This window comes from Exiguobacterium sp. SH0S7 (assembly GCF_004337195.1).
Lineage (GTDB): Bacteria > Bacillota > Bacilli > Exiguobacteriales > Exiguobacteriaceae > Exiguobacterium > Exiguobacterium aurantiacum_A.
On sequence record NZ_SJVA01000002.1, the window covers coordinates 217,734 to 234,525 of the forward strand.

Below are 16,792 nucleotides of genomic sequence, written 5' to 3' on the forward strand. Positions count from 1 at the left end.
TTTCGTTTTTCCGGACTAAAGCCGTATAATAAGTATGGCGAAAAAAATAAAAACATACAAGGCACAATTCTAGTGATTTTTCTCAAAAAGCAGGTGGAAACGAATGCATAAAAAACTCGCACTATTCTCAAGCCTCGTCACCCTCGGTATGATGCTCGTCTTGATCATGGGCGGTACTGTTACGAAAACCGACTCAGGTGACGGTTGCGGGACGGACTGGCCGCTCTGTCACGGGAAACTGATCCCGACGAACCCGAGCGTCGAGACGATGATCGAATACAGTCACCGCGTCGTGTCAGGGATTGAGGGACTCCTTATCATCGCCTTGACGATTTGGACGTTCACGGTCGTCAAAAATCGATTCGATGTCAAAGTGTTCGCGTTCCTAGCGTTCATTTTCATGTTGATTCAATCGATCATCGGCGCCGGAGCCGTCATCTGGCAACAGTCGGACGCGATTCTCGCGCTCCATTTCGGGATCTCGCTCGTCTCGTTCGCGTCCTTACTCATCCTGACGATTCTTTTATTCGAAGGTGAACGGGTACACAAAGCCGTATCCGAAAAACTAAAGATTCACTTGTACGGGTTGACGATTTACACGATGGTCGTCGTCTACACAGGAGCTTACGTCAGACACCTCGGTGCGACATACGCCTGTGTCGGTTGGCCGATCTGTGAGCAAAACGTGTGGACGTTCGAATCATACGTTCAAATGGGGCATCGCATCATGGCGGCACTCCTCGTCTTCTACACGCTCTACGTCCTTTATTTGGCCCGACGCGAAACGAACCGTCTCGTCGAACGGGGCATGTGGGCCTCACTATTCTTCATCATGCTTCAAGTCGGCACGGGTGCATGGATCGTCCTTGGCGGCCACGCCACATACGTACCGCTCTTGCACGCGTTCTTGATCACGTGCTACTTCGGGATCATCTCGTACTTGGCGTACCATGCGTATCGAAGCACCAATCGAGCGGTAGACGCAGCTCGAAAAGAAACGGTCTGACGAATCAAACTAAATCACGAATCACAAAAAGGAGCGGGCGACCGCTCCTTTTTGTATGCCTATTTGTCACTGTGCGTCCTTGAACCGCTCGAGCGCCCTTGCACGCGCCGCCTTATGATCGACGATCGGTTCGATATAACCGTCCCGATCTGACGGGTCCGGGAAATGGATCGCTTTCCTGTCAACGTCAGCCAACTCGGTTACATATTTGCGGATAAACGTCCCGTCCGCGTCGAACTTCTCCGACTGGATCGTCGGATTAAAGATCCGGAAATACGGCACGGCGTCCGTTCCGACCGAAGCGGCCCATTGCCATCCGCCGATGTTCGAGGCGGCCTCGTAGTCGATCAACTTCCGTTCGAAGTAGCGCTCGCCTTTGCGCCAGTCGATCAACAGATGTTTCGTCAAAAACGAAGCGACGATCATCCGGAGCCGGTTGTGCATCCAACCGGTCTCGTTCAATTGACGCATCGCCGCGTCGACGATCGGATACCCGGTCTCGCCACGGCACCATTTCTCAAACTGATCGTCATTGTCTTCCCAGTCGAGATGTTTATATTTATCGTTGAACGGCCGGTCTTTCAGTCCCGGAAACTGGACCATGATCATATAGTAGAACTCGCGCCACAATAACTCATCGTAATACGTGTCACGTCCTGTTGACTGCCGCGCCTCGAGGACGGCTGCTGTGACCGTACGAATCGACAACACACCGGTCCGTAAATACGGTGACAGCCGGCTCGTCCCGGCGATCGCCGGGATGTCACGGTCTTCAGCGTAACTCGTCACCCGGTGTTCCACAAAATCGCGTAACCGTTTCATAGCCGCTTCCTCTCCGAGCGCTTTCCACGAACGTTCACACCGGTCAAACTGCTGTTTCAATTCATCAGGCAGTTCATGTTGCTTCGTCGCGAGTTGTTTCAATCGAGCGACGTCGACGTCGTACGGTTGTGGCGGCGTCTCGGCGTACACCGCTTTTTTGAATGGCGTATACACTTTATACGGAGTACCGTCTTTTTTCGTGAACGCGTTCGGGGCGAATAAATGACGGTCGAGTAAACGGATGACTAACACGTCTCCCCCGAGCGCTTCGATGACCGCATCGTCACGTTGTTTGAACGGCTCGACATACTCAGCGTTAAAATAAAGCGCGTCGGGTCGTCCGAGCTGCTCGACAAACGCTTCCGCTGAGTCGGCAACAATGGTGCGAAGCCCGATCTCTTGATCGGCGAGCTCCTGCATGAACTGCTTCATCGTCGCGAAAAAATAATCGTGTCTCGTCTCGAACGGCTCGCAGTATTTCGGATTGAGCCAAAAGACGAACTCGATGTCATCGTCATCGGCGGCGTCTTTCAAGACCCGGTGTAACATATGGTTGTCACTTAATCGAAAATCTGACCGGAACCAACATACTCGTCTCATCTTTCCCACTCCCTATCTAAAAAAGAAGCATAGCTTGGCTATGCTTCTTTTGATTATACAAATTCAATCAACAAGTCGTCACTTTGGATTGTGTCGCCTTCTTTAATATGGATCGCTTTAATCTCACCGTCTTGTGCGGCTTGGATCGTCGTCTCCATCTTCATCGCCTCAGTGACGAGAAGTTGCTCCCCACGGTGCACTCGGCTTCCTGGTTCGACGAGTACTTTCAAGACCGAACCTGGCATCGAGGCCCCGACTTGTTTCGAATTCGAGCGTTCCACTTTCGGTCGGCTCGTCGTCGCCGACTTCACGTTGACGTCTTTAATCTCGATTTCACGTGGTACGCCGTTCATCTCATACGAGACGAGGCGGATTCCGTCTTCGTTCGCAGCGCTCACTTGAACGAGCTTGATGATGAGCGTCTTCCCTGTCTCGATTTCGACTTGAATCGTTTCGCCGACGTTCAATCCATAGAAGAACGTCAACGTGTCAAGCACCGAGACGTCACCGTACGTGTTCGTATGGGTCACATAGTCCTCGAACACTTTCGGATAAAGCGCGTTCGCGAGCAGTTCAAAGTCCGTCACCGGACGTTCGAGCTTCTCAAATAACTTCGTTTGAGCCGCTTCAAAGTCGTACGGCTTGATCAGTTTACCCGGACGGACCTCGAGCGGCGCCTCACCTTTGAGAATCGCTTGTTGGACGTCTTTCGGGAACCCTCCTGGAGGCGACCCGAGCTCACCGCGCATCATCTCGACAACCGAGTCTGGGAAATCGAGTTGATTTCCTCGTTCGATGACGTCCTGTTCGCTCAAGTTATGTTGGACCATGAAGAGTGCCATGTCCCCTACGACTTTAGACGACGGGGTCACTTTGACGATATCGCCGAACAACATGTTGACGCGGGCGTACATCGACTTCACTTCACTCCAGCGGTCACCGAGACCGACCGCTTTCGCTTGTTGCTGCAAGTTCGAATACTGTCCGCCCGGCATCTCATGCTCATACACCGATGGATTCGATGCACGCATGTCACTTTCGAACGGTTCATAGTTATGACGCACGTCTTGCCAGTAGTCACTGATGACTTCGTAGTGCTTCGCATCGATCTTCGGCTGGCGTTCGTGATGGTCGAGTGCGTAAATCAAACTTCCACCTGAAGGCTGCGACGTCATACCCGACATCGAGCTCGCTGCGACGTCGACGATATCGACGCCCGCATCAGTCGCCCGTGCGTAAGTGAAGATCCCATTCCCCGAAGCGTCGTGCGTGTGCAAATGAATCGGCAAGTCGACGGCGTCTTTCAGTGCCGACACGAGCGCATACGCCGATTCAGGTTTTAAGAGGCCAGCCATATCTTTGATCGCAAGAATATGAGCTCCGCTCGCTTCGAGCTGCTTGGCGAGATCGACGTAGTACGGCAAGTGATACTTCGGACGGTTTCCGTCATACAAGTCACCGGTGTAACAGATTGCCGCTTCTGCGACTTTCCCTGTCGGCAGCGTCGCGTCGATCGCGAGTTTAATCGATTCAATGTTGTTCAAGCTGTCGAAGATTCGGAAGATGTCGACGCCGGCATAAGCCGCCTCGTGGACGAACTTCTCGATGACGTTGTCAGCATAGTTTTTATACCCGACGGCGTTGGCACCGCGAAGGAGCATTTGAATCAAGACGTTCGGCATTTTCTCACGAAGGCGCATGAGACGTACCCACGGGTCTTCCGAGAGGAAACGGTAGGCGACGTCAAACGTTGCCCCGCCCCACGCCTCGACCGAGAACAGTTCTGGCATGAGTTTACTCGTCGGCTCGGCGATATTCAAGATGTCTTGCGTCCGCATCCGTGTCGCGAGGAGCGACTGGTGGGCGTCTCGCATCGTCGTATCCGTCAAGAGCAGCTCTGGTTGACGTTTGATCCAGTCAGCCAAACCGTCTGGACCGAGTTCTGTCAGGATTTGTTTCGCCCCCGGCTTCGCTTCGGCCGGAAGATTTTGCGGGATTCGGACCGAGCGGCTGATCGGCTTATCTTTCAAGCCGACACCCGGGAATCCGTTGACGGTGACGTCCCCGATATAGTTGAGGAGTTTCGTCCCTCGGTCTTTCCGTTTCGGGAAGACGAACAGTTCGGGTGTATCATCGATGAACGATGTACTATAGTCCCCGCTAATAAAGTTTTGGTGCTTCATGACGTTGATCAAAAACGGAATGTTCGTCTTGATGCCGCGAATCCGGAACTCGTTCAAGTTACGGACCATCTTCGCTGCCGCTTGTTCGAACGTCATCCCGTGCGTCGACAGCTTGACGAGGAGCGAGTCGTAGTACGGCGAGATTTCAGACCCGACGTAGGCGTTCCCGCCGTCGAGACGAACCCCAAAACCGCCTGGCGAACGATACGCCATGATTTTCCCTGTGTCCGGCATGAAGTTGTTAGCCGGGTCTTCCGACGTGACACGGGATTGGATCGCATAGCCGAGCAGTTTGATATCTTCTTGCTTCGGCATGTGAATCACGTCACCGTGAAGCGACTCGCCTTGGGCGATCATGAGCTGTGTTTGGACGATATCGAACCCGGTAACCATCTCCGTGATCGTATGTTCGACTTGGATCCGTGGGTTGACCTCGATGAAGTAGAACGACTCATCCTCAGTGACGAGGAACTCGACCGTCCCGGCGTTCACATAGCCGACGTGACGCATCACTTGAACCGCCGCGTCACAGATTGCTTGACGAGACGCCTCCGACAACGTCACACACGGTGCGACTTCGACGACTTTCTGGTGACGACGTTGAACCGAGCAGTCACGCTCAAACAAATGGATGATGTTCCCGTGATCATCCCCGAGAATTTGCACCTCGATATGCTTCGGACGTTCAACTAGTTTTTCTATGTACACTTCGTCTGAGCCGAACGCTTGCTTCGCCTCTGACTTGGCACGTTCAATCAAATCTTTCATCTCGGCCTCGGTCCGGATGACGCGCATACCGCGTCCGCCGCCGCCCATTGAGGCTTTGACCATGAGCGGGAAACCATGCACGTTCGCAAAGTCGAGCGCGTCTTCGTACGAAGTCAATGGACCGTTCGAGCCTGGAATGACCGGTAGCCCGGCTGCAATTGCGTTTTGACGAGCCCGAACTTTATCTCCGAACGCGTGCAAGTGAGATTCGTCCGGTCCGACGAAGATGATGCCTTCTTCGCGGCAACGACGAGCTAGTTCAATGTTTTCCGATAAGAAACCGTAACCCGGGTGAATCGCGTCACTCCCCGATTGCTTCGCGATTCGAATGACGTCTTCAATGTCGAGATAGGCGTCGATCGGTTTCTTGTTGAGACCGATCAAATACGCTTCATCGGCTTTAAAACGATGTAACGATCCACTATCCTCTTGCGAATAGATGGCGACAGTACGCATTCCTAATTCTGAGGCTGCCCTAAATACACGAATGGCAATCTCTCCACGGTTGGCTACAAGCAATTTGCTAATTGATTTCAACCTAAATCCCCCCATTTTGGAAATCGTTTACATATACATCTTTACCTTACTACATGTAGTGATGCATTTTGAACGTTTTCTTCTGATTTTTCGCGAATTCCCGCGCGGCGTGTCGCCTCTCGGTGACGGTTACGCATCGAGATACTGCTGAGCACACCGAGAATTCCCATCGTCATGATCAGCGACGTGCCGCCGTAACTGACGAGTGGAAGCGTCACACCCGTACCCGGGAACCAGCCCGACATCGCCCCGATATTGATTCCGGTTTGGACCATGATTTGCGCGGCAATCCCGAACGAGACGAACATCGCAAAATGGTTGTCGGTATGGTTGGCGATATTTACTGCCCGGAACGCGATGAAAAAGAGCAACACCAAGACGACGAGTACGCCGATAAAGCCAAGTTCTTCGGCGATGATCGACATGATATAGTCCGTCTCCGGCTCCGGCAAATAGCCATACTTTTGATAACTATTCCCAAGTCCGACGCCGGTCAATCCCCCATGCACGATCGAGATGATCGACATGAGAAGTTGGTGCCCGTAGCCTTCTGGGTCCATGAATGGATTGAAGACGACGTTAATCCGACTAACTTGGTTTTCTGTGAAAACAAACGTATACATAGCATAAACAAAACCAATTCCAGCAATAATCACCGGGATGATGATGCGAAGTGGGGCCCCGGCAGCTAACCACATCATGAACATAATCACCCCTAAGACGAACAATCCGCCATGGTCAGGCTGTCCATTTATGACGAAGGCATACGGAAAAAAGTAGAACAAGCCCGGGATGACGAAAAAGGCCCCGATTTGGGCGCGTAGCTTTTTCTGTTCGATCGCCGTGCGGCCGATTCGGCCCGGCCATCCTGTCAGTTCACGATTCCATAACTGATGGTAGTAGTTAGCGAGCAATAAAATTAACACGAACTTGGCGATTTCGATTGGCTGGATCGTGAAACCGCCGATGATGAGCCAAGCCCGGGCACCGTTCAGCGGTGGCATCGCCCAAGTGACAAACAATAGAATGACCGAGAGCGCATACAGGCTTCGCAACACGTTCTTTTTGCGGAAGTTTTCATACCGGAACATCGTCGCGATCAAATAGACGACAATCCCAAACCCTGCATAGAACAGTTGCCGATAAAACAAGCTACTGTTCGCGTAATCACCACGATTCCAAACACTGGCGCTGTAAATCATGATCGAGCTGATCCCAACGAGCAAGAGCACCGCAATGAACAGTGAGAAATCAAAGTACCGAAACCGAGTTTTCATGTTTTCACTTCCTTATGTACAGCAATCCGCAACCCGTTATAAAAAAATACTCAAACAGCGCCGCCTGCACAGTTTGAGTATAAGGTTCATAATTCTGAAGCTTCCGCGAGCGCGGATAACTTTTGTTCCAATGAATCGATCAGTTGCTTGCCTTCGACATCTGAAATAAGTCCAAGCCGGACCGCAAAATCGATTTGGCGCGACAGACCGAACATATGTGTATCAAGTACCTCTTCATAAAGCGGGCACTTCGGCATTTTCAAGTTTTCTAATTGCACTTCAATCAAGCAACGGATTTTTTCAGCATCTGCTTCAAGCAAGTGAAGCGCCTGTTCCCGTTGGACTGCAGCCAAATTTGTCGCCACTACGACCCCTCCTCCGTACAATGACAGACTGTTTGTCATAACTCAACTGTACATTATATTTCATCATAATTCAATGAACAGTCTAGATTCAAAGCGTGTTTCTCGCAGTTTTCCTTTTTGCACGGAAGAGCTGTATAATATACATTGTATCGCTAGTTAAGGGGGAGTATCAATGATTTTTCCGTTAGATGGAGCGGTCCGTCACGCGCTGACGATTGACCCGACCGTATGGATTTTTGACGAACGTAAACGCAAAGTCGAAGAACTCGACCAAGCCGTCGAGAATGATTCAGACGCTTACTATGCCAAAATGGGGAAGGCATGGGACGACGGATTGACACTAGGGACGCGCGTCGACCACAATAAGCCGATGTCGCGGGCCGATAAAGACGCTGCGCTTCGTGACTCGTTCGCGATGCCGTTCGCACCATTTCTCCAAAATGCCGAGCCGCTCAATACGGCGACGCACGTCAGCTTTTATGGGGAGACGGTATTGACGATCCCGCTCGCCGAAGTCGGTTCGATTTATCTTCAGTTTTCACAAGATGGAAAAGTGTTGGCTGACGGACCGGTCTATGCACTCTACAACAACCAAATCATTCGTCAGGTCGACCATATCGTCGTCCGAACGGATGGCTGATAGGAAGGCGCTCGCCGTCTCAGGCTGTTGACGAACGAGGTCGCTATAAGCGATCTCGTTCGTCTTTTTTTTTGGACTTTTTACTTCACAAAGTGTAACATGTGTGATATCGAAATATACTCTATGTAGAAAGGGCGTGACGCTTACGATACCTTTATGGAAAAAGAACTTGATCATCGTTTGGATCGGCAGCTTCTTGACGGCCGCCTCGATGAGCCTCGTCTTGCCGTTCCTGCCCTTATTTATCGAAGAGCTCGGCGTGACCAACCCTGACCACGTCGTCACCTGGTCCGCCGTCGCTTTCGGCGCCACTTTCCTCGTGGCCGCCATCGTCTCCCCGCTTTGGGGCCGACTCGCTGACCAGAAAGGGCGCAAGCTCATGTTGATTCGGGCGAGCCTCGGAATGGCCGTCGTCATGTTCTTGATCGGCTTCGTGCAAGACGTTTATCAACTCGTCGGTTTACGACTCATCATGGGTGCCGTCTCCGGATTCATCTCGGCCGGCATCACTCTCGTCATCTCACAGACACCAAAAGAGAAAAGCGGCTGGGCGCTCGGCACGTTGTCGACCGGTGGCATCACCGGCGGACTCCTCGGTCCATTGATCGGTGGATTGCTCGCAGACTGGATTGGGCTTCGACCCGTTTTTCTCTTTACCGGCAGCGCACTCTTCGTCACGTTTTTAATCACACTCTTGTTCGTGAAAGAAGATTTCGTCCCGGTGGCGCGCGAGCGACTTGATTCGACAAAGTCGATCATTGCCTCGCTCCGTCATCCTCAACTCGTCTTCAGCTTGTTTTTGACGACGTTTTTAATACAGTTTTCAACGCAGTCAATCGGACCACTGTTGACACTGTACGTCCGTGAACTGAACCCGTACACGACTTCCCTCGCGTTCATCGCGGGGATCGTCGCTTCAGCACCGGGGGTGGCCGCCCTCCTGTCCGCGCAACATCTCGGACGGCTGTCAGACCGGCACGGTCCGGAACGGATTTTGTTTTGGGCGCTCATCGTTTACACTGCGTTCTTGATTCCTCAGGCGTTCGTGACGTCGACGACGCAACTCGTCATGTTGCGCTTCGGCCTCGGTTTCGCGACTGCGGCACTCATGCCGTCGGTGCAGTCGCTGCTAAGGAAACATACACCGAGTCACGCGACAGGACGGATTTTTTCTTACAACCAGTCGGCCCAGTTCATGGGCAACCTGCTCGGACCGTTGTTCGGCTCACAAATCGTCGCCCACTTCGGCTTCTCCGCGCTCTTCATCGTGACCGGTTTGATCATGTTGACGAACGCGTTGCTTGAGAAAGCGAACGTCCAAGTTTTGCTCCACCCAAACACAAAATAGACGTCGCGCTCACGCTCGCCGTCTCAGGCTGTTGACGAACCAGGTCGCTAATAGCGATCTGGTTCGTCTTTTTTATGTCTGAAGTCTGCCCGACATAAATCGGGCTTTTTCTCTCGACTGTCGAGGCCTCAAAAAAAGACAAATGGCCGCCAGATGGCGACCGTTTGCGTTGCTCGTCCGATAGCACCCCGACTCTTGCAGGACAGCAATCCGCCGGAAGACGAGCAATATTATTCATGTTGGTCAACAAGCTGAGACGTTGAGCTTACGCTCGACGTCTATTTCTATAGCAAATCGGCCGCCAACCGGGCGAGCGACGAGCGTTCGCCTTTGATGAGTTGGACGTGACCGAATACGTTTTGCCCTTTGAACCGTTCGACGGCGTACGAGAGTCCGTTCGAATATTCATCTAAATACGGATGATCGATCTGATATGGATCGCCGACGAGAACGATCTTCGAATTCTCCCCGACCCGGGTCAAAATCGTCTTAATCTCGTGCTTCGTCAAGTTCTGCGCTTCATCGATGATGATGAACTGATCCGGCATACTTCGCCCCCGAATATATGTGAGCGCCTCGAGCTGAATCGATTTGATGCCGGCGAGGATATTTCCGAGCTCGTCTTTCGAGTTGGCATTAAACAAGAATTCAAGATTGTCATAGATCGGCTGCATCCACGGACGAAGCTTATCTTCCATCTCACCCGGCAAGTATCCGATGTCGTTGCCCATCGGCACGACCGGACGCGCCACGACGAGTTTGTTAAAGCGACGTTCGTCCTCGACGAGGGCAAGCCCCGCCGCGAGAGCGAGGAGCGTCTTCCCGGTCCCGGCTTTCCCGAGGAGCGTCACGAACGGAACATCGTCGCGAAGCAGTAAATCGAGCGCCATTCGTTGTTGCACGTTCCGCGGATGAATGCCCCAGACGTGTTCGGCGTCGAGCGATAACGGTCGAACGATCGGTTGTAACGGATCGACGACCGCGAGTGCGCTCGCTTTCGAAACGTTACTCTTTAAGATGACAAATGAGTTCGGGTACAGTTGGTTTTTTGAAAAAGCCGACGTCGGTAGCTGGCGAACTTGATAGAATTCATCAATTATCGCCTGATCGACCTCGATTTCTCGATAGCCGGCGTACAGATTCGTCGTGTCGACGATATGGTCTGTCAAATAATCTTCGGCTTCGATGCCGATTGCGTCCGCTTTGACACGGACCAGTATATCTTTTGAGACGACGACGACTTTCCGGTTGTGATCATGCTCATACTGTTTCATCAAGCCGAGTGCGACCGTCAAAATCCGGTTGTCATTCGTCATGACGTCAAACGGGAAGTCGACTGTATGTTCATGGCCGATCTCAACAAAGAGATGGCCGCCATTCTCGAGCGGCACCCCGTCATGAAGTTTGCCGGTCGATCGGAGCTGGTCAAGCACACGCGCCGTTTCTCGGGCGTTACGGCCAAGCTCGTCCATGTTTCGTTTTTTTCCATCGAGTTCTTCTAGGACGATGGCCGGGATGACGACGTCATGCTCATCGAATTGAAAGAGTGAGAGTGGGTCGTGTAGAAGTACGTTCGTATCGAGCACATACGTTTTTTTCATAAAGTTTGCCGCCCCTCGAAAATTGTTGGTGTTCAAGAGTTCAAGCTTTCCTTCACTTCTCGGTCCAATTTTTCCGCCGCTTCGATATCGTACGTCTTGACGATGTCCGGTTGCCCGAACGTCGCCCCGTAAAAGGAGATGTTGCGGACTTCTTCGACCGAACCTTTAAAAAAGCGAAGGTGCAGTCCCGGTTTCACAGTCGGTTCAAATTCATGGACGTGCGAGAGCGTCACACTGTAAGCGAGACCGTCCTCTAAAAAGATGAGCCCCGCCGTCTTTTCGCTTGTCAACAGCGTAATCAGATGCGAGTTTTTTATCAGGGCAAATCGGACTGTCTGTCGATCGGTCGCCTGCACCCAACTGATGGCGTGGGTGGTCGGCCACCGCTTCGCTTCATCAAACGCGACGAGAAACGTCAACGGCATCTCGTTTAACGTTTCTTGTTGCGCCCGGGAAAGTTCGAACGTTGCTTTACTCGCCATGCACTCCCCTCCTTCTTAAACGGGTATATGAAATGGATTCGCCCTTAATGACTTCTTTCCCTGCTTTTCTATCTGGAAATCATGCTATAATCAACGGAGAGGAAGGTGAGACCATGCGCGTAAAGTGCTCTCTTTGTGATAAAGTCGATACGATTGATTCGTGGTCGTTCGAAGCGAAACGACTTCGCAATAAACCTGCTAAAACTTACATGTGCCAAGAGTGTCATGCACGCATTACGGAACGAACGGCTGAGCGTGCGGCAACAGGCCAATTCCACCTATATCCATCGTTTCGCCAAAAGCGAAGATGGTAACAAAAATGGACGTCCCGTCAACGGGGCGTCCATTTTTTAGGTTGGTTCATTGACTTGGTCTTGACGGCGGTTCCACCAGAGGCGGCCCCGATAAATGGCTAGGACGACCGCCATGACAACCAATACTTCCGGGATCGGCCACGTGAAGAAGACGAGCGCCATCGTCCCCGCTCCGAGCGCGAGAATGATGTAGACGATGAGCGCTTTCCACCACGCGAGTTGTTTGGCAAAACCTAATTTAAAGACGAGCAACGTCAATAAGATGACCGTGATGATCAAGGCGTTAAAGCCGACCGAAAAGTCGTCCGCGTCACTGCCGACACCTAATAGCGAGGCGATCCACGGAACGTCGATTTGGGTAATGTCCATCGTTTGAGAAGCTTTCAAGGCAAATAATCCCCCTTTGTTTCCTACACGTCTATTCTACACGAATCAAAATAAAAGGGAACGCCTCGGCGCTCCCTTTTCTACTTATTCTTTACCAAGTTTACGACGCTTGTCAGCTTTTTCACGTTCGTTCTTGTTCAAGACCTTTTTACGGAGTCGAATCGAGAGCGGTGTGATTTCGCAGTACTCGTCATCGTTCAAGAACGTAAGCGACTCTTCAAGCGAGAAGACGCGCGGACGTTTCAAGACTTGTGTCGAGTCTTTCGATGATGCACGCATGTTCGTCAACTGTTTCCCTTTGACGGCGTTGATCGCGAGATCGACGTCACGGTTACACTCACCGATGATCATGCCTTCGTATACATCTGTACCTGGTTCGATGAAGATCGTCCCACGGTCTTCGAGTGCACCGATTGAGTAAGCCGTTGACTTACCAGCTTCGATACAAACCATGACACCGCTGCGGCGGCCGCCGATATCAGCAGGAATGAACGGACGATACTCTTCGAACGTATGGTTCAAGATTCCGTATCCGCGTGTCGCCGACAAGAACTCGTTACGATATCCGATGAGACCACGTGAAGGAACGATAAATTCCATACGAGTTTGACCGTTATCGTTCGTGTTCATGTTCGCGAGTTCACCTTTACGGAGACCGATCGATTCCATGACTGAACCTGTGTACTCTTCCGGTACGTCGATGATGACGCGCTCGAACGGCTCAATTTTCGTACCGTCTTCAGCTGTACGGATGATAACTTGTGGTTTTGAAACTTGGATCTCGTACCCTTCGCGACGCATGTTCTCGATCAAGATACCGAGGTGAAGTTCACCGCGTCCTGATACGACCCATTGGTCAGGCGAGTCTGTGTTTTCGACACGGAGCGAAACGTCCGTCTCAAGTTGTTTCATCAAACGCTCTTCGATTTTACGTGCTGTCACGAAATCGCCTTCGCGTCCTGCAAATGGAGAGTTGTTCGTCATGAAACGCATTTGAAGCGTTGGCTCATCGATGCGAAGAAGCGTGAGCGGCTCTTCTTTACCGACCGGTGTGACCGTTTCACCGACGTTGATGTCTTCCATCCCCGCGATGGCGATCAAGTCACCAGCTTTAGCCTCTTCGATTTCAACACGCTTGAGTCCGAAGTAACCGAATAACTTCGTGACGCGAAGTTGTTTGATTGATCCGTCCGTTTTGCAAAGTGAGACTTGGTCTCCGACTTTGATTTTCCCACGGAAGACGCGACCGACTCCGATACGACCGAGGTAGTTATCGTAGTCGAGCATCGTGACTTGGAACTGAAGCGGCTCATCCGAGTTGTCGATTGGTGCCGGTGTGTTCTCAAGAATCGTATCGAGTACGTGCGTGATTGTATCTTCTTGCTTCTCAGGATCAGGATCGAACGAACTTGAACCGCTGACTGCAGACGTATAGACGACAGGGAATTCAAGTTGATCTTCATCTGCTCCGAGGTCGATCAACAAGTCTACGACTTCATCGACGACGTCGAGCGGACGGACCATCGCTTTGTCGATTTTGTTGACGACAACGATTGGGCGAAGTCCTTGGTCAAGTGCTTTCTTCAATACAAAGCGTGTTTGTGGCATACAGCCCTCACGTGCATCGACAACAAGAATAACGCCATCAACCATACGCATGATCCGCTCAACTTCACCACCGAAGTCGGCGTGTCCTGGCGTATCTACGATGTTGATGCGAGTATCTTTATAATCGATTGCCGTGTTTTTAGCGAGGATTGTGATCCCGCGCTCACGTTCGATATCGTTCGAGTCCATGGCGCGCTCTGCTACCATTTCGTTTGTCCGGAAAGTACCAGACTGTTTCAATAGTTCATCGACTAACGTTGTTTTACCATGGTCAACGTGGGCGATGATGGCTACGTTACGGAGGTTAGTTCTTAAATTCATGTAGTTATTCCTCTCTTATTTGAAAAGTTTCAACTTTGTATTCAACTTAAAGAGTATAGCACAGGTGCTACCACCTTTGTCACGTTATATAGTCTGTTACCGTTTCCAATTGCGCTGATTTTGCTTACAATGGGATAGAGCCAAGAAAAAAAGGGGGAATCTCGATGCAACTCATGTTCGTCTTGATCGCAATCGCCGTCGTCGCCGGTTTTGTCGGTATCGGCATCGGTGTCGCCGAAGCGAGTACCGCCATCATCGTTGGCAGTCTCGCGTTGAGCGCGGTCGCTACATTCTTCGGCATCAACTTGCGCCGCCGTGTCCTAGCAGACCGGCGTCCATAACGAACAGGCCCGAGGCGAGCGCCTTGGGCCTTGTTTTATAGTTCTCGCGTCAAGCAGATGCGGTCTCGCAACACGAGGCCGTCTTCTTCGATCGCCTCGTAGCCATGGTTCGAAAAATAATCGCGTTCGACAGAAGCAAAACGGAATCCGGCTTGTTGATAGAAGCGTAACTGGACGATGCTTGAGTTGCCCGTGCAGACGAGCAATTCGCTCGCACTTCCGCTAGCCGCCCGACGGATGGCGTCTTGGAGCATCCGTTGCCCGATCGTTTGGTTTTGACGATCCGGTTTGACGGCGATGTTGACGAGTTCGACCGATTCCGCACTGCGACGGACGAGCATATACGCCCCGACGAGTTCCCCGCCGAGTAAAGCCTCAAATGTCGTGCCCTGTGCGTATTGCGCTTGCACCATCGCCTCGTTCGGATTCGCCAAGACGAGCAAATCACGCACACGGTCGTACGTTTTGTTCGGTTCGATCGCAAGGTCTGGCCTCACTTCAGGCGTCACGTTTTTGGCGATGACGTAATGTTTGATGACGTCCTTGACGAACGTCTCGCTCCCGCCGAGGACCGATGTCTTCCCTTTATAGCTGACGGGTTCACCGTATAAAGAGACGACGCGGCCCCCGACTTCTTCGACGAGTAGTTTTCCGGCCGCGTAGTCCCACGGCATATTGCGCATCGTGATATAGCCATCGACCCGTCCGGCCGCAACCCAAGCCAGTTCGAGTGAGGCGGCCCCGTGCGCTCGTGTCCCGACAGCGTCACGGACGATCGGTGCCAACACTTCCGGTGCAATCTGTTGGTTCGGAGTCACCCACGTCGCATTCATACTCAAAAATGCGTCACGGACGTGATGTTCATGAAGCTGCGGCAACTTCCGTCCGTTGAGCGTCGCCCCATAACCACGCCGTGCCACGAACAGCTCGTCAGCCATCACATCATAGACGAATCCATATTCGACGACCTCATCGACCATAATCGCAATCGAGATGGCGAACATCCGTTTTTGATGAATAAAATTGAGCGTCCCGTCAATCGGATCGACAAACCAAACCGTCCCTGTCAACTTGTCAGGCTGTGTCGAGATGCCTTCTTCTCCGACAATCTGATGCTCCGGATACGCCGCTCGGATACGGTCGACAATCAGTTGTTCGACCGCTCGATCGATTTCAGTGACCAAGTCCCCTTTACCTGTCTTCCGCTCGATCCGATAACTTTCATCGATTTGTTGACGGATATATTCCCCTGCTTGTTTGATTAGATCAATCGCAAACCATTCCAACATATTTATCACCTCTCTATGTATTATAGCAAACAAAAACCAGCATTCGCGTGGAATACTGGTTGAATGAGCGGTTGTGGGTCAGGCTTCGAGACGCAAAAGTTCTTGGCGGTACTTCTCTAACCGATGCTTGCTAGCCTGGACAGTGGCATCGTCTTGTGACGCCATTGCATCGAAGAGTGTTGCCAATTCATAATCAATCTCTAGGCGCAGCACCGGAATCCGTTTTTCTGCGTCTTTTCTTTTGAATGCCTCAATCACTTGTTTCATGAGATGCCACACTCCTTTTTGTTGGGCTACAAGTTACGGTTTAGTAAGTTGAATTGAGTATATCAGATGAGATTCAAAAAAGAAAGAAAATTGTCTGACTATTTTGAATTTTTTATCTTAGTGGATATATTCCCACTTCAACCGGTCCTAAACCTTAAATAACCTTTAGTGATATGTACCCTATTTCTTAAGGTACTAACTAAAAAAAGCAGCAACCGACAGATTCGTCGGTTCCTGCAATTCATTTGTTACAACCTGATAATCTTAGTATTTGATTTCAAGGCCGCTTGGACCGTACGATAGGTAGAGTATCCGGTCTGCTCATCGTGGACAGCGCTCAGTTGCTTCTCTTCTGACTTTGATGTCACGATTTGTTTGAACGACCGATACGTTGCTAAAAATTCTTCCCGATCGACGCCGCCTTCGTTGGCGAGTGCGACTTGATTATAGAACTCGACGACTTCGATCAGTTCTTCTGTCGTCCAGTCCGGATTGATTGGATAGTTGATTTGCATATTCTTCACCTCGACAACCATTGTATCAACAAAAAAAACTATTGCAAGTTGACTTGGAAATCTCTATAGTTTTTTTGTTGCATCGTTTTTCTGCATAGCAGACCAATCATTCATCGGGTAA

16 protein-coding genes are annotated in these 16,792 nt (G+C 51.3%); 5 read left to right on the top strand and 11 right to left on the bottom strand.

Annotated elements, in window-relative coordinates; genetic code table 11:
• Window positions 1-103: 103 nt before the first annotated feature.
• A complete protein-coding gene (locus tag EVJ22_RS04835) occupies window positions 104-1,006 on the top strand; it encodes a COX15/CtaA family protein (RefSeq protein WP_071399536.1) in 903 nt (300 codons plus the stop codon).
• 66 nt (window positions 1,007-1,072) lie between these two features.
• On the opposite strand, the gene EVJ22_RS04840 is transcribed toward EVJ22_RS04835, so the two are convergent.
• The 4 genes from EVJ22_RS04840 to EVJ22_RS04855 form a co-directional block, all read right to left on the bottom strand.
• A complete protein-coding gene (locus EVJ22_RS04840) occupies window positions 1,073-2,428 on the bottom strand; it encodes a cryptochrome/photolyase family protein (protein ID WP_131443409.1) in 1,356 nt (451 codons plus the stop codon).
• Between the two features lie 53 nt (window positions 2,429-2,481).
• Complete coding sequence (locus EVJ22_RS04845; protein ID WP_131443410.1) at window positions 2,482-5,931, bottom strand: pyruvate carboxylase; 3,450 nt, start codon at window positions 5,929-5,931, stop codon at window positions 2,482-2,484.
• Window positions 5,932-5,957: 26 nt separating this feature from the next.
• Window positions 5,958-7,193 (bottom strand): FtsW/RodA/SpoVE family cell cycle protein, encoded by a 1,236-nt coding sequence (locus tag EVJ22_RS04850; RefSeq protein ID WP_131443411.1) that lies wholly within the window; start codon window positions 7,191-7,193, stop codon window positions 5,958-5,960.
• 86 nt (window positions 7,194-7,279) lie between these two features.
• Window positions 7,280-7,558 (bottom strand): Fpa/YlaN family protein, encoded by a 279-nt coding sequence (locus EVJ22_RS04855; RefSeq protein WP_070327584.1) that lies wholly within the window; start codon window positions 7,556-7,558, stop codon window positions 7,280-7,282.
• Between the two features lie 172 nt (window positions 7,559-7,730).
• Here EVJ22_RS04855 and EVJ22_RS04860 point away from each other — a divergent pair, with 172 nt between their 5' ends.
• Together EVJ22_RS04860 and EVJ22_RS04865 are read left to right on the top strand one after the other, a co-directional pair.
• On the top strand, window positions 7,731-8,198 hold the full coding sequence (locus EVJ22_RS04860; RefSeq protein WP_071399532.1) for a hypothetical protein: 468 nt from the start codon (window positions 7,731-7,733) through the stop codon (window positions 8,196-8,198).
• 148 nt (window positions 8,199-8,346) lie between these two features.
• Complete coding sequence (locus tag EVJ22_RS04865; RefSeq protein ID WP_071399531.1) at window positions 8,347-9,546, top strand: multidrug efflux MFS transporter; 1,200 nt, start codon at window positions 8,347-8,349, stop codon at window positions 9,544-9,546.
• 284 nt (window positions 9,547-9,830) lie between these two features.
• Here EVJ22_RS04865 and EVJ22_RS04870 read toward each other — a convergent pair whose 3' ends face one another.
• Both EVJ22_RS04870 and EVJ22_RS04875 read right to left on the bottom strand, forming a co-directional pair.
• On the bottom strand, window positions 9,831-11,147 hold the full coding sequence (locus tag EVJ22_RS04870) for a PhoH family protein (protein WP_071399527.1): 1,317 nt from the start codon (window positions 11,145-11,147) through the stop codon (window positions 9,831-9,833).
• Window positions 11,148-11,179: 32 nt separating this feature from the next.
• Window positions 11,180-11,629, bottom strand: a complete 450-nt coding sequence (locus EVJ22_RS04875; RefSeq protein ID WP_131443412.1) for a PNPOx family protein — start codon at window positions 11,627-11,629, stop codon at window positions 11,180-11,182.
• A 113-nt stretch (window positions 11,630-11,742) separates the two neighbouring features.
• Between EVJ22_RS04875 and EVJ22_RS04880 the strand changes: the two genes are divergently transcribed.
• Window positions 11,743-11,943, top strand: a complete 201-nt coding sequence (locus EVJ22_RS04880) for a YlaI family protein (protein ID WP_083273976.1) — start codon at window positions 11,743-11,745, stop codon at window positions 11,941-11,943.
• A 36-nt stretch (window positions 11,944-11,979) separates the two neighbouring features.
• On the opposite strand, the gene EVJ22_RS04885 is transcribed toward EVJ22_RS04880, so the two are convergent.
• Window positions 11,980-12,312 (bottom strand): YlaH-like family protein, encoded by a 333-nt coding sequence (locus tag EVJ22_RS04885; RefSeq protein ID WP_071399530.1) that lies wholly within the window; start codon window positions 12,310-12,312, stop codon window positions 11,980-11,982.
• 102 nt (window positions 12,313-12,414) lie between these two features.
• A complete protein-coding gene (typA, locus tag EVJ22_RS04890; protein ID WP_070327588.1) occupies window positions 12,415-14,259 on the bottom strand; it encodes a translational GTPase TypA in 1,845 nt (614 codons plus the stop codon).
• A 164-nt stretch (window positions 14,260-14,423) separates the two neighbouring features.
• On the opposite strand from typA, the gene EVJ22_RS15535 reads away from it, so the two are divergent.
• A complete protein-coding gene (locus tag EVJ22_RS15535) occupies window positions 14,424-14,600 on the top strand; it encodes a DUF5325 family protein (protein WP_167615659.1) in 177 nt (58 codons plus the stop codon).
• A gap of 35 nt (window positions 14,601-14,635) precedes the next feature.
• Here the strand turns inward: EVJ22_RS15535 and EVJ22_RS04895 are convergent, their stop codons facing one another.
• From EVJ22_RS04895 to EVJ22_RS04905, 3 genes are all read right to left on the bottom strand, one after another.
• The gene (locus tag EVJ22_RS04895; protein ID WP_071399525.1) at window positions 14,636-15,889 is read right to left on the bottom strand and encodes an inositol monophosphatase family protein; all 1,254 of its coding nucleotides are present in this window, start codon (window positions 15,887-15,889) and stop codon (window positions 14,636-14,638) included.
• A gap of 78 nt (window positions 15,890-15,967) precedes the next feature.
• Window positions 15,968-16,156 (bottom strand): hypothetical protein, encoded by a 189-nt coding sequence (locus EVJ22_RS04900; protein WP_015881266.1) that lies wholly within the window; start codon window positions 16,154-16,156, stop codon window positions 15,968-15,970.
• 248 nt (window positions 16,157-16,404) lie between these two features.
• On the bottom strand, window positions 16,405-16,671 hold the full coding sequence (locus EVJ22_RS04905) for a UPF0223 family protein (protein ID WP_070327590.1): 267 nt from the start codon (window positions 16,669-16,671) through the stop codon (window positions 16,405-16,407).
• Window positions 16,672-16,792 lie beyond the last annotated feature (121 nt).

Bases quoted from the DNA above. Each gene is read 5' to 3' on its own strand.
- EVJ22_RS04835 (WP_071399536.1), top strand. From the start codon at position 104: ATGCATAAAAAACTCGCACTATTCTCAAGCCTCGTCACCCTCGGTATG.
- EVJ22_RS04840 (WP_131443409.1), bottom strand. From the start codon at position 2,428: ATGAGACGAGTATGTTGGTTCCGGTCAGATTTTCGATTAAGTGACAAC.
- EVJ22_RS04845 (WP_131443410.1), bottom strand. From the start codon at position 5,931: ATGGGGGGATTTAGGTTGAAATCAATTAGCAAATTGCTTGTAGCCAAC.
- EVJ22_RS04850 (WP_131443411.1), bottom strand. From the start codon at position 7,193: ATGAAAACTCGGTTTCGGTACTTTGATTTCTCACTGTTCATTGCGGTG.
- EVJ22_RS04860 (WP_071399532.1), top strand. From the start codon at position 7,731: ATGATTTTTCCGTTAGATGGAGCGGTCCGTCACGCGCTGACGATTGAC.
- EVJ22_RS04870 (WP_071399527.1), bottom strand. From the start codon at position 11,147: ATGAAAAAAACGTATGTGCTCGATACGAACGTACTTCTACACGACCCA.
- EVJ22_RS04875 (WP_131443412.1), bottom strand. From the start codon at position 11,629: ATGGCGAGTAAAGCAACGTTCGAACTTTCCCGGGCGCAACAAGAAACG.
- EVJ22_RS04880 (WP_083273976.1), top strand. From the start codon at position 11,743: ATGCGCGTAAAGTGCTCTCTTTGTGATAAAGTCGATACGATTGATTCG.
- EVJ22_RS04885 (WP_071399530.1), bottom strand. From the start codon at position 12,312: ATGGACATTACCCAAATCGACGTTCCGTGGATCGCCTCGCTATTAGGT.
- typA (WP_070327588.1), bottom strand. From the start codon at position 14,259: ATGAATTTAAGAACTAACCTCCGTAACGTAGCCATCATCGCCCACGTT.
- EVJ22_RS15535 (WP_167615659.1), top strand. From the start codon at position 14,424: ATGCAACTCATGTTCGTCTTGATCGCAATCGCCGTCGTCGCCGGTTTT.
- EVJ22_RS04895 (WP_071399525.1), bottom strand. From the start codon at position 15,889: ATGTTGGAATGGTTTGCGATTGATCTAATCAAACAAGCAGGGGAATAT.
- EVJ22_RS04900 (WP_015881266.1), bottom strand. From the start codon at position 16,156: ATGAAACAAGTGATTGAGGCATTCAAAAGAAAAGACGCAGAAAAACGG.
- EVJ22_RS04905 (WP_070327590.1), bottom strand. From the start codon at position 16,671: ATGCAAATCAACTATCCAATCAATCCGGACTGGACGACAGAAGAACTG.